Raw genomic sequence first — 20,076 nt, 5'->3', positions numbered from 1 at the left:
GGTCACCACCGGAAGGTGCGCATGCGCATCTGCTGGCGCATTCGGGCTGCGCGGGCGCGGCGGGGCTGGACTCGGTCGCGGAGTTCGCGGGCCTCCATCAGGTCGCGTAGGAACTGCGCGCGGCGCGCTCGCCGCTGGGCGGCGGTTTCCGGCGACGCGTCGTCGCTTGGGTCTGTGTCGGGCATCGGCCACCACCCCGGGCTGGTCGGTCGTCCCCCTCGGCTCCCAGCCTTCCCCCGGACGGGCCGTTTGATGCCACCCCCGTGCAGGTCAGGCGTCGTCCGTGAGGGTCGGGACCACCGCCACCGGGCCGTGGGCGTGCTGGAGGACCGCGTGCGCCACCGAGCCCATCAGCAGCGACCTGGCCGTGCGCCGCGGGTGGTGGCGGCCCACCACCACCAGGGCCGCCGACCGGGAGGCGTCGACCAGCCGGCCCGCCGCGTCGCCGGGTACGGCGGCCTGCTCCACCGGGACGTCCGGGTGGCGGGTGCGGAAGGGCGCCAGGCGTTCCGTCTGGGCGCGCAGCATCTCCCGTTCGGCCGGGACCCCTTCGCCGTCGTCCGCCAACCCCTCCGGCGGGATCACCGCGAACGGGCTGTCGATCACCATGGTCGGCGCCGGCGGGACCTCGTACGCCGACACCACCTGGACGGTGGTCCCCCGCACGGCCGCCTCCGCGAAGGCGAAGGCCAGTACGTCGTCGGGCGTCTCCGCGGCGTGCAGCCCGAGCACCACCCGCCCGGCGGAAGCCCCCGTCTCGGCGTCCGCGCTCCGCTCCGCGTGCGGAACCACCACCACCGGGCACGGCGCCGTGGTGGCGACGGCCCTGCTGTTCGAGCCCAGCAGCAGGCTGGCGAAGCCGCCGCGCCCCCGGGAGCCCATCACCAGCATCCGGGCCTCCTCCCCGATGACCCGCAGCGCCTCCGGAACGGAGCCCTCCAGCGATGCGTACCGCACCCCCTCCGGCAGCTCGGAGCCCCCGCCCAGCAGGGCCCGTATCCGGTCGTTCACCGGATCGGGATACTCCGCCGGTTCCGAGGCGTCGTGCAGCGCCGCCCGGCGTCCCGCATACAACTGGGCGTGGTCGGGCAGTACATGGGCGATCAGCAGCCCCGCGCGGTGGCGCAGGGCCGCGGCCCTGGCCCACTCCAGGGCCTTCAGACTGTGGTCGGATCCGTCGACGGCTGCGATCACCGGTGCGTCAGTCATCTGTCCAGCCTGCTCGGCACGCGCGCGGCCCGCATCCCCACCCGGTCCCGGGCGTGGCCCGGCCTGTGGACACGAAGGGCCCGCGCCAGCGCGTAGCCTTTTGGGTGTGGGTCGCGTCTCGCGGCCGTTTTTGCTGGTCGCAGGCCGAGTTTTGGAGGATGTTGTGCGTTTGCAGGTCGTCGATCACCCCTTGGTGGCGCACAAACTCACCACCCTGCGCGACAAGCGCACCGACTCCCCCACCTTCCGGCGGCTCGCCGACGAGCTGGTGACGCTGCTCGCGTACGAGGCCACCCGGGACGTGCGCACCGAGCAGGCCGACATCGACACCCCGGTCGGCCCGACCACCGGCGTCAAGCTCTCCTACCCGCGCCCCTTGGTCGTGCCGATCCTGCGCGCCGGCCTCGGGATGCTCGACGGCATGGTGCGGCTCCTGCCCACCGCCGAGGTGGGCTTCCTGGGCATGGTCCGCAACGAGGAGACCCTGGAGGCCTCCACGTACGCGACGCGCATGCCCGAGGACCTCTCGGGCCGGCAGGTCTACGTCGTCGACCCGATGCTCGCCACCGGCGGCACGCTCGTCGCGGCGATCCAGGAGCTGATCAAGCGCGGCGCCGACGACGTCACCGCCGTGGTGCTGCTGGCCGCGCCCGAGGGCGTCGAGGTCATGGAGCGCGAGCTCGCCGGTACGCCGGTCACGGTCGTGACCGCCGCGGTCGACGAGCGGCTCAACGAGCACGGCTACATCGTGCCGGGCCTGGGCGACGCGGGCGACCGCATGTACGGCTCCGCGGAATAGCGCGGGAGACCCGGCAGACCAGGGAGACCCGGCAGGCCTGACCGGCCTGCCGGACCGGGGCCGGTCAGCAGGTCTTGGCGGGCGCGGGCTCGGGGTTGGCCAGCAGGGCCAGTGCCTTGTCCGCGTCCGCCTTCGTGCTGAGCTCCTTGAAGGCGTCGCCGAGGATCAGGTCGATGTCGGCGGTCTCACGGGCGTCGGTCTGCTGCGTGACTCCGGCGAGCTGGGTGCCCAGGACGGCGAAGGCTGCCTTGTCGGTGGCGGGGGAGCCGAGCAGTATCCCGGTCCCGGGGACCTTCTTGTCGAAGTCGGCCGGGGCGTTTCCGACGTGGCCGATGATGAAGCCGCGCTTCTTCAGCTCGTCTCCGACGGCCTTGGCCAGGCCCGCCCGCGGGGTCGCGTTGTAGACGTTGACGGTGATGTCGCCGGGCTTGGGGAGGACGACCGCCGGTTTCGCGGCGGCCGGGGACGCGGCGGCGGGTGCGCCGCCCTGGGCGGCGGCCTTGGGGGAGGCGGTCGGGCAGTCCCTGCCGCCAGCGGCCGTGTTCCGTTTGGAGCTGTCGCCCCGGAACACGTCGATGAGCTGCAGTGCCCCGTAGCCGACCAGGGCGAGGGCGAGGACCGAGCCGAGTACGGCGAGGACGATGCGGCGGCGGCTCCGCTTACGGCTCATCCGCGGGTAGGCGGCTCCCGTGACGCGGTACTTTCCGCCCATGCCGGGGGGAGTGAGCATGCTCATGGGCGCAGCGTAGTGCGGCCCGGGAGCGATGCCTACTAAATGATCTGCTGATAGGTCAATACTGACCCGAAAGGCGCAATCTACGCGAAGCGTCGCCCGGTCCCGGGGGACCGGGCGACGCTCCGGTCAGCCCCGTCAGTCCATTTCGAGGACGCGCGCGTGCAGGACCTGACGCTGCTGGAGGGCCGCGCGGACGGCGCGGTGCAGCCCGTCCTCCAGGTAGAGGTCGCCCCGCCACTTCACGACGTGCGCGAAGAGGTCGCCGTAGAAGGTCGAGTCCTCGGCGAGCAGCGTTTCGAGGTCCAGCTGGCCCTTGGTCGTCACCAGCTGGTCGAGCCGGACCGGGCGCGGCGCGACGTCCGCCCACTGCCGGGTGCTTTCCCGGCCGTGGTCGGGGTACGGCTTTCCGTTACCGATGCGCTTGAAGATCACACGGAAAGCCTACCGGGCCGGTGCCTGCGGGCGCAGCCTCGCGACGTTGGTGCAAAAGTGTCAAACAGTGCCAATTGGGGAGTGATGCATGAGCGAGAGCACCGACCCCGCCGTCCCGGCGGGCCCGGCGGACGAGATCGCCACCGGATACGCCTTCCCCGGACCGGCGCTCGAACTGGGAGCCCTCCTGTGGGACGGCCGCTGCCTGCCCGACCGCCAGATCCGCATCCCCCTGTCGATGCTCAACCGGCACGGCCTGGTCGCGGGCGCCACCGGCACCGGCAAGACCAAGACCCTCCAGCTCATCGCCGAGCAGCTGTCCGCCCACGGCGTCCCGGTGTTCCTCGCCGACATGAAGGGCGACGTCTCGGGCATCTCGGCGCCCGGCACGGCCGGCGAGAGGATCGCGGAGCGGGCCGCGGACGTGGCCCAGCAGTGGGAGGCCACCGGATTCCCGGGCGAGTTCTACTCCCTGGGCGGGCTCGGCCCCGGCATCCCGGTCCGGTCGACCGTGACGAGCTTCGGCCCAGTGCTCATGTCGAAGGTGCTGCAGCTCAACCAGACGCAGGAGCAGTCCCTCGGGCTGATCTTCCACTACGCCGACGCCAAGGGCCTGGAGCTGATCGACCTCAAGGACCTGCGCGCCGTGGTCGCCTTCCTCGTGTCCGACCGGGGAAAAGCGGAGCTCAAGGGCATCGGCGGGCTGTCCACGGTGACGGCCGGGGTGATCCTGCGGGCGCTGACCGCCTTCGAGCAGCAGGGGGCCTCGGAGTTCTTCGGCGAGCCGGAGTTCGACACGAGCGAGTTCCTCCGTACGGCCGCGGACGGACGCGGAGTCGTCTCCGTACTGGAGCTCCCCGCGGTCCAGGACAAACCGCAGCTCTTCTCCACCTTCCTGATGTGGCTGCTGGCCGACCTCTTCCACCACCTGCCGGAGGTCGGCGACGTGGAGCGGCCCAAGCTCGTCTTCTTCTTCGACGAGGCCCACCTGCTCTTCAACGGCGCCTCGAAGGCCTTCCTGGACTCCATCACCCAGACGGTGCGGCTGATCCGCTCCAAGGGCGTTGGCGTCTTCTTCGTGACCCAGACCCCCAAGGACGTACCGGCGGACGTGCTCGCCCAGCTCGGCAACCGGGTGCAGCACGCGCTGCGGGCCTTCACGCCCGAGGACGCGAAGGCGCTGAAGGCGACCGTGAAGACCTTCCCGAACTCCCCGTACGACCTGGAGGAGCTGCTCACCGGGCTGGGGACCGGCGAGGCGGTGATCACCGTGCTCAGCCAGCGGGGCGCTCCGACGCCGGTCGCGGCGACCCGGCTGCGCGCCCCGCAGTCGCTGATGGGCCCGATCGAGGCGGCGGCACTGGACCGGGCGGTGAAGTCCTCGCCGCTGTACCCGCGCTACGCGGAGCCGGTCGACCGCGAGTCGGCGTACGAGAAGATCAGCGCCGAGCAGGCCGCCGCCGAGGCGGACGCGGAGGCCGCCGCGGCCGCGGCCGAGGCGGAGAAGCAGGCCAAGGCGGCGGAGAGGGAGGCGGAGAAGGAGGCCGCGAGGGCGGCGCGCGGCACCTCCCGGCCGAAGCCGGATCCCTCGCTGGCCGAACAGGTGGTGGGGAGCGGGCTGTTCCGCTCGCTGGCACGGTCGATCGGGACGCAGGTGGGGCGGGAGATCACCCGCTCGATCTTCGGAACGGCCCGCAAGCGGCGCTGACCGGGGGGCCGGCCGGTGCGGAGCCCCCGCCGCCGGGTCCAGAGGAAATCGAGGCAACCTGGTGCCGCGATCCGGGCGGGCGCTGACAGACTCGGAGTATGCGGACCGAACTCACCGACACCACGTCCAGCAAGGTCAACCGGGCCCTGCTCGCCGCCCGCCGGGCCATAGGCAGCCCCACCATGGGCCTGGTCCTGACGCTCGTCATAGCCACCGACGAGGAGAACGCCTACGACGCCGTCCGCGCGGCCTCCGAGGCCTCGCGCCAGCACCCGTGCCGCATCATCGGGGTGATCAAGCGGACCGCGCGGGGCCCGCACAGCCTGCGCACGAGCCGGCTGGACGCAGAGCTGCGGGTCGGCTCGGACGCCGGGGCCGGCGAGATCGTGCTGCTGCGCCTGCACGGGGCGCTGACCGAGCAGGCCGGCTCGGTCGTCCTGCCGCTGCTCGTGCCGGACGCGCCGGTGGTGGTCTGGTGGCCGGCCGACGCCCCCGCCGATCCGGCCCGGGACCCCCTGGGCGCCCTGGCGCAGCGCCGGATCACGGATGCGGCCGCCGCCTACGACCCCGTCGGCGTACTCGACGAGCGGGCCGCCGCCTACGAGCCCGGCGACACCGACCTGGCCTGGACGCGGCTCACAGCGTGGCGGGCCCTGCTCGCCGCCGCCCTGGACCAGAAGCCGCTGCCGGTGACCGGCGGGACGGTGGAGAGCGAGGCGGACAACGTGAGCGCCGAGCTGCTGGCGCGCTGGCTGGAGGACCGTCTCGGGGTGCCCGTCGTCCGGCTGGAGAGCGCGGGTCCGGTGATCACCCGGGTCAGCCTCCAGACCACGGGCGGGGAGATCCGGGTGGACCGGCCGGCCGGGAAGCTGGCCACCCTGATCGTGCCGGGCAGCCCCGACCGCAAGGTGGCGCTGAAGATCCGCAGCGAGGCGGAGCTGATCGCGGAGGAGCTGCGCCGCCTGGACGCGGACGTGGTCTACGGCTCCGCGCTGCGGCGGCGGCCGCTCCAGGCGGGACTCTCCGCGTAGTGGTTGTCGTAGGTGGATGAGCTGTCCTTGATGTCCTGCACGGTGGCCTCGCCCGCGTGGACGCGGCCGAGGAGCCGGTAGTAGTCGAAGCGGCCCATGCCGGGCGTGAAGCCGACGAAGACAGCGGCCGTGTGGCCTGCGGCGGGGGCGAACGCGTGCTTGACCCCCGGCGGGACCGCGATGAAGTCACCGGCGCCGAGGGTGTGGATCTCCTCGCCGACGAGGACGTCGAGACGGCCGGCCGTCACGTGGAAGAACTCGGTGGCCTTGGTGTGGAAGTGCACCGGGGCCCCGGCCGCTCCCTCGTCGAAGGTGGCGGTGTTGCAGGTGAGTTCAGCGGTGTCCGTGAGCAGGGTGATGAGGCTGCCGGGGGCGTCGTTGATGGCTTCGGCGGTGGCGGCGCGAGTCGCGATCTCGGTCATGTCCTCAACCTACGGGCCGGATAGACCGGCGACAGGGGTCAATCCGGGGTCCATCAGACCGGTCAATCAGACCGGTCAATCAGGGTCAGGACGTCTTCGCGGCCTTCGCGGCGGCCTTCATCTCCTGCTTGTGGGCCCGCACTTTCGCCAGCGACTCCGGCCCGGTGATGTCGGCGGCCGAGCGGTAGACGTTCGCCTGCCCGTAGCCGCCTGCGGCCTCCCGCCAGCCCTGGGGGCGCACCCCGAACCGCTTGCCGAGCAGGGCGAGGAAGATCTGGGCCTTCTGCTCGCCGAAGCCCGGGAGCGCCTTGAGCCGCTTCAGCAGCTCCGCCCCGGTCGGGGCATCGGCCCAGACGGCCTCGGCCTCGCCCCCGTAGTGCTCCACGAGGTACGCGCACAGCTGCTGGATCCGCTTCGCCATCGACCCCGGGTAGCGGTGGACGGCGGGCTTCTCGGAGAGCAGCGCGGCGAAGGCCTCCGGGTCGTGGGCGGCGATGGCGTGCGCGTCGAGGTCGTCGGAGCCGAGCCGCTGGGCAATCGTCCACGGGCCCGAGAACGCCCATTCCATCGGCACCTGCTGGTCGAGCAGCATGCCGACGAGGGCGGCGAGCGGGCTGCGGCCGAGCAGCGCGTCGGCCTCGGGCTGCTGCGCGAGCCGGATGGTGACGTCCTTGTTGTCCTTGTCGTCCATGGCTCCAGGTTCCCGCGCGGCGGGGGACCGCGCGCGGCCGACGCGCGATTGTCAGAGGCCCCGCCTAGCGTGGATCCGTACTGTCGTCAAAGAAGACACAGGAGACGATCATGACCGAGTTCCCCGAAGGCGCCCCGTGCTGGGTGGACGCCATGTTCGCGGACGTGGAGGGCGCGAAGAGCTTCTACTCCGAGGTGCTGGGCTGGACCTTCGGCGAGGCGGCGAGCGAGTACGGCAACTACACGCAGGCCTATTCGGACGGCAAGGCGGTGGCGGCGGTGGTCCCGCCGATGCCGGGGGCCGACGCCCCGTCGCAGTGGTGCCTGTACCTCGCCTCCTCCGACGTGGCGGCCACGGCGGAGAAGATCAAGGCGGCGGGCGGCGAGCTGCTGATGGAGCCGATGCAGGTCGGCAGCTTCGGTTCGATGGCGATCGCCAAGGAGCCGAGCGGCGCCGTCTTCGGCGTCTGGCAGCCGGGGGAGCACAAGGGCTTCGAGAAGCTCGGAGAGTCGGGCTCCTACGCCTGGGCCGAGTTCTTCAGCCGGGACGTGAAGAAGGTGGACGACTTCCTGCCCAAGGTCTTCCCGTACGCCACCCAGCAGATGGAGGTGGGTGACGGTCCGGAGGCGGAGGGCATGGACTACAAGATCTACAGCCTGGGCGGCAAGGAGAACCCGGTGCTGGGGCGGATGAACATGGGCACCGATTTCCCGCCGGAGATCCCCTCCTACATCCAGGTGTTCTTCGGCGTGGACAACTGCGACGAGGCGGTCGCCAAGGCGAAGAAGCTCGGCGGAGCGCTCCACTTCGGGCCGATGGACAGCCCCTTCGGCCGCTTCGCCGCGCTGACCGACCAGCAGGGCGCGGCCTTCGCCGTGATCGACATGTCGACGACGGTCGGGGAGGTTCCGAAGTTCGGCTGACGGGCTTGGGTTTGGTTTGCCCGTGCCCCTGCCGGTGATTCACGGCAGGGGCACGGGGTTCGAGGGAACTCAGTACACGCGGTGCACGACCAGCGGGGCGTGCCCGTAGACGACGTGCGCGGGGTGGCCCAGCAGGAGGGCGGGCCCTCCCAGCGGGCCGGGGAGGATGCTGACGAAGCCGTAGGGCGGCAGCGGGAAGGACGCCGGCGCGGCGGGTGCGGCCTGGGCGGGGGCGCAGGCGAGCAGGACGGTGCCGAAAGCGAGCGCCGCGGCGGCGGCGATGTTCTTGATCATGGCTGGAGGAATAGCGCCCTCCTGCCCCGCCCCGCCAGGGCGGGTTACTCATGATCACCCGTATGTCGCAGCCGATTCACCGCATCGATCTGCCGAGTCGCCGGTGCAGCCGCGGCACGTGCCGGGGACGGGGCTGCGGAAGGCGAGGCCGCAGCCGTCGCAGGTCTGGAAGGGGTCCGGCGGTACGTAGGCGGCTCTGCGGAGGACGGGTCCGAGCTCTGGCGGTACCTGTTCCTTGAGGCGGTGTGCGATCAGCCCGGCCGGGCTGCGGAGCGGGTCGGGCACGTTCGCCGTCAGCACGGCGGCCACCGCGTCGGGCGTCGCACCGCGCTCCAGCCAGGTTTCGACGCCGGGGGCCAGCCGTTCGATGTCCCGTGTGCCGAGGAGCAGCCGGTGATCGGTCCGCCGCAGCCGGCCGAGGAGGGCGGTGGCCGCCGTGCGGGCAGCCGAGAGCTCCTCCGGTGCGGGTGCGGGTGCGGGTGCGGGGGCCGGGGCCGGGGGTTCAACCGGTTCCGGTTCCGGTTCCGGATGCATGGCAGGGGCCGGCAACGCCTCGGGAGCGGGCTCCGGTTGTGGCTCGACGGGCGGCGGTGGTGGAGGAGTGGCGGCGCGGGCCATGGCGGCGGCCTTGGGGTGGTTGTAGGACACCGTGCGGGTGACGATCCGTCCGTTGGGGAGCCGCTCCCTGACGCGCTCCAGGTACCCGTGCGCCTCCAGCTCCCGCAGTGCGCGCGCGATCCGCGTTTCGCCCTCGGGCAGCCGCCTGGCCAGGTCCTTGATGCCGATGCGGGTACCGGTCGGCACGGATTGGATGTACGCGCCCAGTCCCCGGGCGATCAGCGTCAAGTGGGGGTTCTGGAGCAGGTGATTGCCGACGACGGTGTACCGGGTCGAGTGCCGGACGTTGGAGTGATGAACGCCGTACGTCGCGCGCGAGGGCGCGCTATGGTGCTGAAGAGCCATCGGGAAGGGGGTTACTTCCTGTTGGTGAGCCATGGGGAAGCCGGTTACTTCCTACTTGGTCAGGCCCTCGCCCGGGATTGCCGTCCCGACGGGGGCCGTCTCATTTCTGGAGTTGTCGGGGCGAGCATATGCCCCGCAACCAGTCGGAAATCCAGTCCAGTTGGCTCCGTTCACCCGTCCGAGTGAGACGGTCGCCCGGGGAGGCTGGAGGGGTTGGGCAGGGTCCTTTTCCTCGGTACTGCGAAGCAAAAGAAACGTACGGTCGCACCGGGTCGCGGCGCCCCTGAACCCGGCAGACGGTCCGCCTCGGCACGTCAACCTCGACGCGCGGGTCTTCTCGCCGTGACCGGATCACCAGGCCACGGCGGTGGGGTGGTCGCCGTGGGTGCCCAGGGCCGCGCCGAGGAGGGTGCGGAGGTGGTCGGCTTCCGGGATCAGCATGGCCTCGATCTGGTCGTCGGTGCGTCCGGCCAGGGTGAGCTCCTGGATGCGCCGGAACAGCAGGCGGTCCGCCGCGGCGATCAGGGCGGCGGCGGCCCGGGGCGCGATGGGCGGCTCGGCGTCCGGGGCGGCGGCGGCCAGGGCCTCGGCGAGTGCTTCCTCGCGCCGGTCGTGCAGTTCGCGCAGGCGGGCGGTGAGGGTGGAGCTGTCGGCGACCATGCGGGCGAAGGCGGGTCCGGTGAAGCCGACGACCGGGTCGTGCGCCAGCAGGGCGCCGCGGAACGTCCGTCCCAGGGCCGTGAGCGGCTCTTCGCCCGCCGCGCGCTCGGCGACCGCTCGCGCCAGTCCCTCGGTGAAGGCGTCGTGGTGGTCGAGGGCCAGGTCTTCCTTGCGGGGGAAGTAGTTGGTCACCGTCTTCTTGGCCACGCGCGCCGCGGCGGCGATCTCGGCGATGGTCGTCTGCTCGAATCCCTGCTCGATGAAGAGCCGGGTCGCGCAGTCGGAGATCAGCTGCCGGGTCTCCTGCTTCTTGGACTCGCGGAGCCCCATCTCGGTAGTCATGGAGCAATCTTACATCCGTGGCAAAAATACGCTTGACCGATCAAGATCGCTCCACCTAAAGTTACGTCCGTCGCAAAGTTCTCCCCAGTGAACGGAACCGGATGCGCAAGCTCACCTACTTCATCGGCACCTCCATCGACGGCTTCATCGCCGCCCCCGACGGGGACTTCGAGTTCTTGATGGCGCACCTCACCGAGGACTACCTCCCGCACCTGACCGGCGAGTACCCGGAGACCATCCCGACCCCGGCCCGCGCCGCCTTCGGCATCGCGGACGCGCCCAACTCCCGCTTCGACACGGTGCTGATGGGCCGGACCACGTACGCCGCGGGGCTGCCCGCCGGCATCACCAGCCCCTACGCCCACCTGCGGCAGATCGTGCTCTCGCGCTCGCTCGCCACCAGCCCGGACCCGGCCGTCGAGGTCACGGACGAGGACCCGGTCGCCCTGGTCCGCAAGCTCAAGCAGGAGGACGGGCTCGGGATCTGGCTCTGCGGCGGGAGCGACCTGGCGGGCCAACTGCTCCCGGAGATCGACGAGCTGATCGTCAAGCAGTACCCGGTCGTGGCCGGCACCGGCATCCCGCTCTTCCGCACCGGTTTCTCGCCGTGCACCTTCCGGCTCACGGACAGCCGGGTGTTCGACGGCGGCAACGTCGTCCTCACCTACGCCAGGGCCTCCGCATAGGCGCCGGCGCGGCACCGGATCCGCACCGCCGCCGCAGGCGATCCAGGGGCCGCCCCGGCCGCCCTCACCGAACCCGCCCCGACCGAACCCGTCAGGAGACGCCTTGAACGTCACCACCTCCACCCTGTCCCTCACCGTCGCCGACGTGGACGCCTCGCGCGAGTTCTTCCGTACCCACCTCGGCTACGAAGTGGCCGTGGAAGCCGACGGCTTCGCGTCCCTGAGCCGCGGTGACGCCGCCGCCGACATCGTGCTGCTGCGGCGCGGCATCGAGGTGCTGCCGCCCGAGCAGCGGGACCAGCAGGCCACCGGGCTGATCTTCGCGCTCACGGTCACCGACATCGAGGCCGAGGAGCTGCGACTGCGCGCAGCCGGCGCCCCGATCACGATGGCACTGCGCGAAGAAGCCTGGGGCGAGCGGCTGTTCCAGCTGACCGACCCGAACGGAATCGTCGTCCAGCTCGTCGAATGGGCCACCCCCGACGGGCCCGCACGGACCGAGGACCCCGCCATGCTCGTGATCACCCCCACCGACGAGAACGTCACCGAGTCTCCGAACGCCCGCATGACCGGCCTGGCCGCTCCCAGCCGGGGCAGCACGGAACTCAGCACCTGGACCGTCACCATGCAGTCCGGCCAGACCGGCCCCGAACACTGCGTCAGCCGCGAACAGGTCTGGACGGTGACCGCTGGCGCCCTGGAGGTCACCTGCGCGGGCCGTACCGAGAAGGTCACCGCCGGACAGACCCTCGTCCTCCCCCCGGACGTGCTCCGCCAGGTCCACGCCCCGCAGCCGGCCGAGGCCCACGTCGCCATGCGCTCGGACGGCGTGGCCTCCGTTCCCGGCACCGAGGGCACCCGCGTCCTGCCCTGGGCCGAGTGACCCCGCACAGCCGACCGCCCCTTCCCTCCATGGAGACCGCTTGTCCGTCCACGTCACCGCCCTGACCGACCCCGAGGAGACCTCCGCCGGCCGCCGCCTGGCCTGGCTGGCCTCCGGATCTGACGGCAGGCCCGTCGGGCACGCCTTCCTGCGCCTGTTCACCGGTGAGGGCCGGCTCCACCTCGCCGAACTGGACGTCCGGGTCCACCCCGCCGAACGGCGCAGGCGGGCCGGATCCCTCCTGCTCGACGCGGCCGTCGCCGCCGCCCGCAAGGACGGCCGGCGCGCCCTCATCGCCCAGGCCGACGCAGGCTCCCCCGGCGCCGCCTTCCTCACCGCCGGCGGTTTCCGCACCGCGCTCACCCTGACCTACGCCCGGCTGCCGCTGGCCGACGCGGACCTCCCCGCGCTCACCGCCCTGGCAGAGGAGCCGCATGCCGGCTACCGGCTGGAGGCGTGGGACGGGATGGTGCCCGAGCCGCTCGCCGACACGTACGTGGCGTCGCGCCGCGCCATGGACGACATGCCGATGGGCGCCGTCAGCTACGGCCGGGTGGTCTGGGACCTTGCTCGGGTACGGGCGGCGGCCGCGGCCGTCGCCGCACGCGGGGACCTCCTCCACACCGTGGCGGCCGTAGACCGGTCGGACGGCTCCATCGCCGGTTTCACCGAACTCGTGGTCCCCGGCGATGGGACGGGTGACGCCCAGCACTACGGCACGGCCGTGCTGCCCGAGCACCGCGGCCGCGGTCTCGCCCGCTGGATGAAGGCAGCCTCGATCGTCCGGGCCCGGGCACGGCACCCCCGCCTCGACGGCCTGCTGACCGACACCGCCGACAACAACCCGTACATGCGGCGCGTCAACGACGAGCTCGGCTACCTTCCGACGCACACGGCCTACGAGTACCAGCTGGACCTGTAGCCGAAGTGTCAGCCGTTTTCCCCGGCCTTGACCAGGCCGCTTTCGTACGCGAACACGATCGCCTGGGCCCGGTCGCCCGCATCCCCACCAGCCCGTGCACCCGGCCCGCACCGGCTCCCCCTGGCTCAGCCCGTGGGAGTACGGGGGCTGAGCTGAGGGCGGCTGTGCGAACCCTCCCGAGGTCTGGCCCGGGGAAGATCCGCGCCGGGGCGCGGGGCACCGCGGAAGACCTGGCCGGTGTGCCAGGCGCGGTGGTTCCCCGCCACCGGGCGGACACCCGGCTGTGGGCCGATGAGGGGACGGCCCGCGAGCGCTATGACGTGCTCGCGGGCCATGGGGCTGCGGCCGACGAACTGCTGCGAGACGAGAATGCGGTGGCCGTCACCGACACCGAGCACACCCTTGTCGAAGAGCTTGTGGTGCAGCGAGCACAGGCAAAGGCCGTTGTCGACGTCATCCGGGCCGCCGAACGCCCACCAGCGCACGTGCGCGGCTTCCAGCCCGACCGGCACCGCCCCGATCCGCCCGTCGTATCCGCAGAACGCGCACTGGTACTCGTAAGCCGTCAGCACCAGCTCCCGCATCCGCCGGTCCCTCTGGCGTTGCGCGGACGACAGCCGCCCGGTCTCCGCCGGCTCCAGCTCCAGGCCGATCGCCTCGCACAGTTCGCCGTGGAGGGAGGGCGGAAAGTGCAGGTCGAGCAGTACGTGCGCCATCCGGCCCAACAGCGACGGCTCCCGCCGCAGGGCCGCCCGAAGCCCTGGCGCAAGCCGCCCGGCAGCCCCGGCCGCCCGCAGCTCCCGTACCGCGCTCCCGGGACTGCCGGGTCCCCGGTCGGTGTGCACTTCCCACACCCCGTCGCTGACCAGGTGGTGGAAGGGGTAGGCGGGCGTCGTCCGATGGGGCGGACCGTACTCGGCCAGCAGCCGCGTCAGCTCCTCCTCCACCGCGCTGTAGATCAGCTCGCCGTCGGCGTCCTGCTGAAACCGGCTGAGGGCGTACAGCAAGAGCAGCGGCTTGTGCGGAGCGCGAGCCCCGCCCTTGGTCCACTGCCGCAACGTGGCGGTCCGCTCCAGCCAGTCCATGACCGGCGATCGTAGTGATCGCCGCCCGGGACGTGCACGCACAGGCGTCTGAAGGCGCAGAACGCAGAAGGCCCCGGCCGGTTTCCCGGTCGGGGCCTTCAAGTGCCCGGTGAGGCACTGGCGGAGGATACGAGATTCGAACTCGTGAGGGGTTGCCCCCAACACGCTTTCCAAGCGTGCGCCCTAGGCCACTAGGCGAATCCTCCGCCGCAAACAATACAAGACGTTGAGGGGTGCTAGCGAACGTGATCGTCTGCCGGGGTCCAGGTCGGGGGTCGGGTGGGGTCGCGGCGGGCGGTTCATGAGGAGCGGACTCGATTCCGGGGGCGGGGATCCGCTAGGGTGGGGGCCAGCCCCTCACGTGGCGCTATCTCACCCAACTCCCCCAGGGCCGGAAGGCAGCAAGGGTAAGTGGGCTCTGGCGGGTGCGTGGGGGGCCCTTTGCGTTCCGGGGGGTCCGAGGGGCGCCGACCGGCCGCTGTTGTCGGTGGGCCCGGATAACCTCGTATACGTGTCGTCCCTTGCGCTGTACCGCCGCTATCGTCCCGAGTCGTTCGCCGAGGTCATCGGGCAGGAGCATGTCACTGCACCGCTGATGCAGGCCCTGCGGAACAACCGGGTCAATCACGCGTACCTGTTCAGCGGGCCGCGCGGATGTGGAAAGACGACCAGCGCGCGGATCCTGGCGCGGTGCCTGAACTGTGAGCAGGGTCCCACTCCCGACCCCTGCGGGGAGTGCCAGTCCTGTCGCGACCTCGCGCGCAACGGGCCGGGGTCCATCGACGTCATCGAGATCGACGCCGCCTCGCACGGTGGTGTCGACGATGCCCGTGACCTGCGGGAGAAGGCCTTCTTCGGGCCCGCGTCGAGCCGGTACAAGATCTACATCATCGACGAGGCGCACATGGTCACCTCGGCGGGCTTCAACGCCCTGCTGAAGGTGGTCGAGGAGCCGCCGGAGCACCTCAAGTTCATCTTTGCCACGACCGAGCCCGAGAAGGTCATCGGGACGATCCGGTCCAGGACGCACCACTATCCCTTCCGCCTGGTCCCGCCCGGGACGCTGCGGGACTACCTGGGCGAGGTCTGCGGGCGCGAGGGCGCCCGTGTCGAGGACGGCGTGCTGCCGCTCGTCGTGCGCGCCGGCGCCGGATCCGTGCGTGACTCGATGTCCGTCATGGACCAGCTGCTCGCCGGTGCGGGTGATGACGGTGTGACGTATGCCATGGCGACCTCCCTCCTCGGGTACACGGAGGGGTCCCTGCTGGACTCCGTCATCGACGCCTTCGCCGCCGGGGACGGGGCCGCCGCCTTCGAGGTCGTCGACCGGGTGGTGGAAGGCGGCAACGACCCGCGCCGCTTCGTCGCCGACCTGCTGGAGCGGCTGCGGGACCTGGTCATCCTGGCCGCCGTGCCCGACGCCGGGGAGAAGGGGCTGATCGACGCCCCCGCCGATGTCGTGGAGCGGATGCAGGCCCAGGCCTCCGTCTTCGGCGCCGCCGAGCTGTCGCGCGCCGCCGACCTCGTCAACACCGGGCTCACCGAGATGCGGGGCGCGACCTCGCCGCGGCTCCAGCTGGAGCTGATCTGCGCCCGCGTGCTGCTGCCCGCCGCCTTCGACGACGAGCGGTCCTTCCAGGCGCGGCTCGACCGGCTGGAGCGCAGCGGCGGCGCCGCTGCCTTCCACGCCGCCGGGTCCGCGCCCGCCATGGGTTACGTGCCCGCCCCCGAGGCGCATGCCATGGCGCCGGCCGGCCCCGGTGGCGGTGCCGCCGCCGCACGTGCCGCCGTGCAGGCCCCCGCTCCCGTGCAGGCGCCCGCTCCCGTGCACGCACCGGCTCCCGAACCGGTGCGGGCTCCCGAAGCCGTACGGCCCCCCGCGCCGCCGGAGCCCGCGGTGCAGGCCGCGCCGCCGGCCTCCGCTCCCGGCGCCTGGCCCGGAGCCGCACAGCCCGGCTCGGGAGCCCCCGGTTCCGGGGCCCCCGCCGCCGGAGCCCCCGGTGCCTGGCCGGGAGCCGCCGCCCCGGCAGCCCCGGCTCCGGCCCCGTCCGCGCCCGCCGCCGGTGCCTGGCCCAGCGCGGCCGCGCCCGGCCAGGGGATCCCGGCGCCCGCGCCCACCGCCGCTCCCGCGGCGTCCGCCCCCACCCCGGCCGCCGCGCCCTCCCCCGGCATGGCCGCAGGCGCCGGGCAGGTCCAGGCGATGTGGCCGAACGTCCTGGAGGCCGTCAAGAACCGCCGCCGCTTCACCTGGATCCTGCTCAGCCAGAACGCCCAGGTCACCGGCTTCGACGGCACCACCCTCCAGCTCGGCTTCCCCAACGCCGGAGCCCGCGACAACTTCGCGAGCAGCGGCAGCGAGGACGTGCTGAAGGCGGTCCTGGCCGAGCAGTTCCAGGTCAACTGGAAGATCGACGCGGTGGTGGGCGGAGGTGGCGGAGGCCCGGCCCCGGCCGCCCAGAGCTCCTACGGGGCCCCGGCCGCCCCCGCCTACAGCCCGCCTCCGGCGGCCCCGGCCGCGCCCGCCGCCCCGCAGTACCAGCCGCAGCAGGCCCAGCCGCCGCAGCAGTCCCAGCAGCCGCACCAGCCCCAGCAGTCGGCTTCCGCCCCGCAGCCCTCCGTACAGCAGGCGCCCCCGCCGGTCGCGCCCGAGGACGACTTCGCGGAGGAGGACGATCCCGACCTCGTCGAGAGCGCCCTCACCGGACACGACCTGATCGTGCGCGAGCTCGGAGCCACCGTTGTGGAGGAATACACGAACGAGTAGCCCGCCCACATTCGGTGGCCGCACGAAACGCGCCACCCCGGCCGGGCTACCCTGGGCGGCGTGAAGGTCCTCGTCATCGGCGGCGGCGCCCGCGAACACGCCCTGTGCCGCTCTCTGTCCCTCGACCCCGACGTCTCCGCGCTCTACTGCGCTCCCGGCAACGCCGGCATCGCCGAGGTGGCGGAGCTCCGCCCGGTCGACGCCCTCGACGGCGGTGCCGTCGCCGCTCTCGCCACCGAACTCGGGGCCGACCTCGTCGTCGTCGGCCCCGAAGCGCCGCTGGTCGCCGGAGTCGGCGACGCCGTACGGGCCGCCGGCATCCCCGTCTTCGGCCCGTCGGCCGAGGCGGCGCAGCTGGAGGGCTCCAAGGCCTTCGCCAAGGACGTGATGGCCGCGGCCGGGGTCCCGACCGCGCGCAGCTACGTCTGCACCACCCCCGAGGAGGTGGACGCGGCCCTCGACGCCTTCGGCGCCCCGTACGTCGTCAAGGACGACGGCCTGGCCGCCGGCAAGGGCGTCGTGGTCACCGAGGACCGGGCGGCCGCCCGCGACCACGCCCTCGCCTGCGACCGCGTGGTCATCGAGGAGTACCTCGACGGCCCCGAGGTCTCCCTCTTCGCCATCACCGACGGCGTCACCGTCCTCCCGCTGCAGCCCGCGCAGGACTTCAAGCGCGCGCTCGACGGCGACCAGGGCCCCAATACCGGCGGCATGGGCGCCTACTCCCCGCTCCCCTGGGCCGACCCGAAGCTGGTCGACGAGGTCATGGCGAGCGTGCTCCAGCCGACCGTCGACGAACTGCGCCACCGCGGCGCGCCCTTCTCCGGGCTGCTCTACGCCGGCCTCGCGATCACCTCGCGCGGTGTGCGGGTCATCGAGTTCAACGCCCGCTTCGGCGACCCCGAGACCCAGGTGGTCCTGGCCCGGCTGCGCACCCCGCTCGCGAGCGTGCTGCTCAATGCCGCCCGCGGGACCCTGGACGCCGAGCCCCCGCTCAAGTGGCGCGACGACGCGGCCGTCACCGTGGTCATCGCCTCCCACAACTACCCGGAGACCCCGCGGACCGGGGACCCGATCGAGGGTCTGGCCGAGGTGGCCGCCGAGGACGGACCCGACGCGTACGTGCTGCACGCCGGGACCCGGCGCGAGGGCGATTCCGTCGTCAGCGCGGGCGGCCGCGTGCTGTCCGTGACGGCGACCGGTTCCGATCTGGCGCAGGCCCGCGAGAAGGCGTATAAGGCGGTCGCGCGCATCCGGCTGGACGGCTCGCAGCACCGTACGGACATCGCGGCAAAGGCGGCCGAGGGTCGCTGAACTGCGGCTCCGCAGATCCCGCGGGCCCGGTGCGCACGAGGTGCGCCCGGGCCCGCGGGCGTGTTCGCGTGCGAGTGCATCCAGCCGCCTTCGAACGCACCCAGCTTTACCCAAAGCCATTCCATCGGGTGATCGTCACCCGGTCTGCCTGACGGCCGGGCGCGCCCCAACTAGGGTGCGTTGCCAAGCATTCCGGCACTTGGCCCACCGGCATTGCGATGTCAGTGGCGGGTGTCACAGTGGGGGAGTGAGCAAAGCCGTCGCAGGGCAGAGGGGGTGAGGTCCGGCCGTGTCCGGAACCGGTTCGATCATGGAAGTGGGCGTGCCGTCCGCGCGGTCCCGCGCCCTGGCCGTGCTGCGCGTGCGCAGCAGGGCCCTGGCCCTCGGGCTGCTGCCCGCCGCCCTCGCGGTGGTGCTGGTGGCCGCCCGGATGACGGGCCGGCTCGCCGGTGACCCCTGGCCCACGGTGACCCTTGCCGTGTGCGCGGTCGCCGCGCTGGTGCTGCTCGTCGGCGGGATATTCGCCGCGGTGGTCGCGCGGGCCGGCCCCGCCGTGACCCCGACCGTCCCGCTGACCGAGACCGCCGCGCCCGACCTCTACCGGCTGGTGCGGGACCTGGCCGACCGGATGGACGTCCCGGCCCCCTCCGCGATAGCCCTGACGCCGGACTGCGACAGCTGGCTGGAGGACCGCACCCACGCCGCCCACCGCCGCGGCGGCGCGCGGACATCCGCCGGCATAGCCGGACCTACCGGCCCGGAGTCCGAGCCCGGTGCGGCTCCCGTCCTCGTGATCGGCTCGCCGTTCCTGTGGTGGATGCGGGTCGCGGAGCTGCGGGCGGTGCTGGCGCCGGTCGTCGCCGGTACGGGCCCTTCCGCCCATCCCGACATAGCCGACGCCCGCGGCTTCGTCAGGGGCCTGGACGCCGCCGTGGACGTGGGCAACCGGCCCGGCCTCGGCTGGATCGCCGGGCCCGCCCGGCTGCTGCTGCGGCTGTGCCGGGTCGACGCCGCCGAGATGGAGCGCGGGGTGGCCGCGGCCGCCTCGGAGCGCGCACAGGATGTGGACTACGGGCTGCGCATCGTCGCCCAGGAGCAGGTCGGCCTCGCCTACGCGGGCTGGGACCGGCTGCTGACCCGGGTCGCACTGCCCGCCTGGCGGATGGGGCGCTGGCCGGCGCACCTGGACGCCGGGGTGGTCTCCGCGCTGACCGAGCTGTCCCGGCGGGACCGGCTGGCCGAGGGGTACGCCTCGCGGCTCGGCGAGCGCCCCGCGTGTGATCTGCTCGAGCAGCCCGGGGTCATCGACGAGGCGGCCTCGCTGCTGGCCGCCCGGCTCTTCCACGGCGGTCCGGCCGAGACCGGGCCCGACTGGTCCCCCGTGGACTGGACGGCGTATCCGGAGGAGGTCGTGGACCGCAAGTGGCGTACGGAGGCGGCCCGACTGCACCACGCGCTGGACGCGCTCGCCGTCCCGGGGGGTCTGCCGCCCGCCGCCGGCCCTGCCGGGTCCGCGGCTCCGGGCGTCTCCGCCGCCCCGGCCGCTCCGGCCGGATCCGCCACGATCGCGGGCGCGGGCACCGCGCCACACCCGGCAGACGGCTTCGCCGGGCCCACGCTGGAGCGGGTGCTGGGCTACCTCACCGATCCCCTGGGCGACGGCACGGCCGGGGAGGCCCTGGCCGGACGGCTCACCGGGGACCTGGCGCGCGAGGAGCGGGCCGCGGGCCCGGCCGGCGGGTCAGGGAAGGCGCGCGGCGCGGATGCCGTGCCGCTGTTCCCGCTGCAGCCGCCGCGCACCGGCCGGGACCTGCTCGCCGATCACGTGACGGCGATGGTGTGCTGCGCGGCCGTGGACTCCGCGGGCGCCGCCCCCGGCCTGGACTGGCTCGACGGTCCGATCCTGCTGGTCGGCGGCGAGCGCCGCTCCGACCTGGCGCCGCGCGTGCTGTCGCTGGTCGAGGACGGAGACCCGGAGCCCCTGCGCGACTGGCTCGCAGACCTCGGCGTACGCCCCGAAAAGCCGGTCCGCCTGGTCTGACCGCGCCGAGGGCCGCACCGGCCCCGAACCCGACCGCCGCCCACCCCGGCCCCTGAGTGCCCCTGCAAGCCGCGCGACCCCCTCCGGCAGGAGGGCTTCGTACCGTCCCGGGAGCCGGTGGAGGCCTCCCCGAGCCGCGCAGAGCCGCTGAGAGCCGGTGGGAGTCCTAAA

The 20,076-nt window shown here is 72.9% G+C and carries 20 protein-coding genes, 1 tRNA gene and 1 other RNA gene; 11 read left to right on the top strand and 11 right to left on the bottom strand.

All coding sequences use genetic code 11. The features are described 5' to 3' along the window. Positions 1-2 precede the first annotated feature (2 nt). Complete coding sequence (locus ACIP5M_RS01835; protein ID WP_401190776.1) at positions 3-185, bottom strand: hypothetical protein; 183 nt, start codon at positions 183-185, stop codon at positions 3-5. Positions 186-270: 85 nt separating this feature from the next. After that, entirely contained in the window at positions 271-1,209 is a 939-nt protein-coding gene (locus ACIP5M_RS01830; RefSeq protein ID WP_401190774.1) for a universal stress protein, read from the bottom strand. Positions 1,210-1,372: 163 nt separating this feature from the next. Between ACIP5M_RS01830 and upp the strand changes: the two genes are divergently transcribed. Next, a complete protein-coding gene (upp, locus tag ACIP5M_RS01825; RefSeq protein ID WP_280919497.1) occupies positions 1,373-2,008 on the top strand; it encodes a uracil phosphoribosyltransferase in 636 nt (211 codons plus the stop codon). Positions 2,009-2,072: 64 nt separating this feature from the next. Here upp and ACIP5M_RS01820 read toward each other — a convergent pair whose 3' ends face one another. Together ACIP5M_RS01820 and ACIP5M_RS01815 are read right to left on the bottom strand one after the other, a co-directional pair. Next, positions 2,073-2,744 (bottom strand): LytR C-terminal domain-containing protein, encoded by a 672-nt coding sequence (locus ACIP5M_RS01820; protein WP_401190773.1) that lies wholly within the window; start codon positions 2,742-2,744, stop codon positions 2,073-2,075. Positions 2,745-2,879: 135 nt separating this feature from the next. Then, the gene (locus tag ACIP5M_RS01815) at positions 2,880-3,176 is read right to left on the bottom strand and encodes a type II toxin-antitoxin system VapB family antitoxin (protein WP_017240525.1); all 297 of its coding nucleotides are present in this window, start codon (positions 3,174-3,176) and stop codon (positions 2,880-2,882) included. An 88-nt stretch (positions 3,177-3,264) separates the two neighbouring features. Here ACIP5M_RS01815 and ACIP5M_RS01810 point away from each other — a divergent pair, with 88 nt between their 5' ends. Further along, positions 3,265-4,884: a helicase HerA-like domain-containing protein gene (locus ACIP5M_RS01810; RefSeq protein ID WP_401190772.1), complete on the top strand. Its 1,620-nt coding sequence runs from the start codon at positions 3,265-3,267 to the stop codon at positions 4,882-4,884. Between the two features lie 98 nt (positions 4,885-4,982). Continuing rightward, positions 4,983-5,915 carry a glucose-6-phosphate dehydrogenase assembly protein OpcA gene (gene opcA, locus ACIP5M_RS01805; protein ID WP_401190770.1) on the top strand — a complete coding sequence of 311 codons (933 nt, stop codon included), beginning with the start codon at positions 4,983-4,985 and terminating at the stop codon, positions 5,913-5,915. Here opcA and ACIP5M_RS01800 read toward each other — a convergent pair. Both ACIP5M_RS01800 and ACIP5M_RS01795 read right to left on the bottom strand, forming a co-directional pair. Continuing rightward, positions 5,864-6,337, bottom strand: coding sequence for a cupin domain-containing protein (locus ACIP5M_RS01800; protein WP_401190768.1), 474 nt, complete (start codon positions 6,335-6,337; stop codon positions 5,864-5,866). The two genes, opcA and ACIP5M_RS01800, sit on opposite strands and share 52 nt — an antisense overlap. An 85-nt stretch (positions 6,338-6,422) precedes the next feature. After that, a complete protein-coding gene (locus ACIP5M_RS01795) occupies positions 6,423-7,028 on the bottom strand; it encodes an HhH-GPD-type base excision DNA repair protein (protein ID WP_401190767.1) in 606 nt (201 codons plus the stop codon). A gap of 110 nt (positions 7,029-7,138) precedes the next feature. Here ACIP5M_RS01795 and ACIP5M_RS01790 point away from each other — a divergent pair, with 110 nt between their 5' ends. Beyond that, a complete protein-coding gene (locus tag ACIP5M_RS01790; protein WP_401190766.1) occupies positions 7,139-7,951 on the top strand; it encodes a VOC family protein in 813 nt (270 codons plus the stop codon). Between the two features lie 69 nt (positions 7,952-8,020). On the opposite strand, the gene ACIP5M_RS01785 is transcribed toward ACIP5M_RS01790, so the two are convergent. From ACIP5M_RS01785 to ACIP5M_RS01775, 3 genes are all read right to left on the bottom strand, one after another. After that, positions 8,021-8,245: a hypothetical protein gene (locus tag ACIP5M_RS01785; protein WP_401190764.1), complete on the bottom strand. Its 225-nt coding sequence runs from the start codon at positions 8,243-8,245 to the stop codon at positions 8,021-8,023. Between the two features lie 54 nt (positions 8,246-8,299). After that, positions 8,300-9,208, bottom strand: coding sequence for a helix-turn-helix domain-containing protein (locus ACIP5M_RS01780; RefSeq protein ID WP_401190762.1), 909 nt, complete (start codon positions 9,206-9,208; stop codon positions 8,300-8,302). A gap of 351 nt (positions 9,209-9,559) precedes the next feature. Beyond that, the gene (locus ACIP5M_RS01775; protein ID WP_401191829.1) at positions 9,560-10,198 is read right to left on the bottom strand and encodes a TetR/AcrR family transcriptional regulator; all 639 of its coding nucleotides are present in this window, start codon (positions 10,196-10,198) and stop codon (positions 9,560-9,562) included. Positions 10,199-10,311: 113 nt separating this feature from the next. On the opposite strand from ACIP5M_RS01775, the gene ACIP5M_RS01770 reads away from it, so the two are divergent. The 3 genes from ACIP5M_RS01770 to ACIP5M_RS01760 all read left to right on the top strand — a co-directional run bounded on the left by ACIP5M_RS01770 (position 10,312) and on the right by ACIP5M_RS01760 (position 12,701). After that, the gene (locus ACIP5M_RS01770) at positions 10,312-10,896 is read left to right on the top strand and encodes a dihydrofolate reductase family protein (protein ID WP_401190760.1); all 585 of its coding nucleotides are present in this window, start codon (positions 10,312-10,314) and stop codon (positions 10,894-10,896) included. Between the two features lie 103 nt (positions 10,897-10,999). Beyond that, on the top strand, positions 11,000-11,779 hold the full coding sequence (locus ACIP5M_RS01765; RefSeq protein WP_401190759.1) for a VOC family protein: 780 nt from the start codon (positions 11,000-11,002) through the stop codon (positions 11,777-11,779). 40 nt (positions 11,780-11,819) lie between these two features. Beyond that, positions 11,820-12,701, top strand: coding sequence for a GNAT family N-acetyltransferase (locus ACIP5M_RS01760; protein ID WP_401190757.1), 882 nt, complete (start codon positions 11,820-11,822; stop codon positions 12,699-12,701). A gap of 125 nt (positions 12,702-12,826) precedes the next feature. On the opposite strand, the gene ACIP5M_RS01755 is transcribed toward ACIP5M_RS01760, so the two are convergent. After that, positions 12,827-13,786, bottom strand: a complete 960-nt coding sequence (locus ACIP5M_RS01755; RefSeq protein ID WP_401190755.1) for a phosphorothioated DNA-binding restriction endonuclease — start codon at positions 13,784-13,786, stop codon at positions 12,827-12,829. Between the two features lie 118 nt (positions 13,787-13,904). Beyond that, a tRNA-Ser gene (locus ACIP5M_RS01750) sits at positions 13,905-13,992 on the bottom strand. Between the two features lie 143 nt (positions 13,993-14,135). Between ACIP5M_RS01750 and ffs the strand changes: the two genes are divergently transcribed. From ffs to ACIP5M_RS01730, 4 genes are all read left to right on the top strand, one after another. Next, positions 14,136-14,230, top strand: an RNA gene (gene ffs / locus ACIP5M_RS01745) — signal recognition particle sRNA small type. A gap of 67 nt (positions 14,231-14,297) precedes the next feature. Further along, positions 14,298-16,550 carry a DNA polymerase III subunit gamma and tau gene (locus ACIP5M_RS01740; protein ID WP_401190754.1) on the top strand — a complete coding sequence of 751 codons (2,253 nt, stop codon included), beginning with the start codon at positions 14,298-14,300 and terminating at the stop codon, positions 16,548-16,550. A gap of 60 nt (positions 16,551-16,610) precedes the next feature. Further along, the gene (purD, locus tag ACIP5M_RS01735) at positions 16,611-17,864 is read left to right on the top strand and encodes a phosphoribosylamine--glycine ligase (protein WP_401190753.1); all 1,254 of its coding nucleotides are present in this window, start codon (positions 16,611-16,613) and stop codon (positions 17,862-17,864) included. Between the two features lie 289 nt (positions 17,865-18,153). Further along, positions 18,154-19,905, top strand: a complete 1,752-nt coding sequence (locus tag ACIP5M_RS01730) for a hypothetical protein (protein ID WP_401190751.1) — start codon at positions 18,154-18,156, stop codon at positions 19,903-19,905. Positions 19,906-20,076 lie beyond the last annotated feature (171 nt).

Origin of the sequence: Streptomyces sp. NPDC088762 (assembly GCF_044750905.1) — a bacterium.
Classification (GTDB): Bacteria; Actinomycetota; Actinomycetes; order Streptomycetales; family Streptomycetaceae; genus Streptomyces.
The sequence above is the reverse complement of the archived record's forward strand: the minus strand, read 5'-3'. Positions and strand labels throughout refer to the sequence as shown.

Bases quoted from the DNA above. Each gene is read 5' to 3' on its own strand.
- ACIP5M_RS01770 (WP_401190760.1), top strand. From the start codon at position 10,312: ATGCGCAAGCTCACCTACTTCATCGGCACCTCCATCGACGGCTTCATC.
- ACIP5M_RS01835 (WP_401190776.1), bottom strand. From the start codon at position 185: ATGCCCGACACAGACCCAAGCGACGACGCGTCGCCGGAAACCGCCGCC.
- opcA (WP_401190770.1), top strand. From the start codon at position 4,983: ATGCGGACCGAACTCACCGACACCACGTCCAGCAAGGTCAACCGGGCC.
- ACIP5M_RS01790 (WP_401190766.1), top strand. From the start codon at position 7,139: ATGACCGAGTTCCCCGAAGGCGCCCCGTGCTGGGTGGACGCCATGTTC.
- ACIP5M_RS01800 (WP_401190768.1), bottom strand. From the start codon at position 6,337: ATGACCGAGATCGCGACTCGCGCCGCCACCGCCGAAGCCATCAACGAC.
- ACIP5M_RS01830 (WP_401190774.1), bottom strand. From the start codon at position 1,209: ATGACTGACGCACCGGTGATCGCAGCCGTCGACGGATCCGACCACAGT.
- ACIP5M_RS01810 (WP_401190772.1), top strand. From the start codon at position 3,265: ATGAGCGAGAGCACCGACCCCGCCGTCCCGGCGGGCCCGGCGGACGAG.
- ACIP5M_RS01755 (WP_401190755.1), bottom strand. From the start codon at position 13,786: ATGGACTGGCTGGAGCGGACCGCCACGTTGCGGCAGTGGACCAAGGGC.
- ACIP5M_RS01820 (WP_401190773.1), bottom strand. From the start codon at position 2,744: ATGAGCATGCTCACTCCCCCCGGCATGGGCGGAAAGTACCGCGTCACG.
- ACIP5M_RS01775 (WP_401191829.1), bottom strand. From the start codon at position 10,198: ATGGGGCTCCGCGAGTCCAAGAAGCAGGAGACCCGGCAGCTGATCTCC.
- ACIP5M_RS01795 (WP_401190767.1), bottom strand. From the start codon at position 7,028: ATGGACGACAAGGACAACAAGGACGTCACCATCCGGCTCGCGCAGCAG.
- ACIP5M_RS01785 (WP_401190764.1), bottom strand. From the start codon at position 8,245: ATGATCAAGAACATCGCCGCCGCCGCGGCGCTCGCTTTCGGCACCGTC.
- ACIP5M_RS01780 (WP_401190762.1), bottom strand. From the start codon at position 9,208: ATGGCTCTTCAGCACCATAGCGCGCCCTCGCGCGCGACGTACGGCGTT.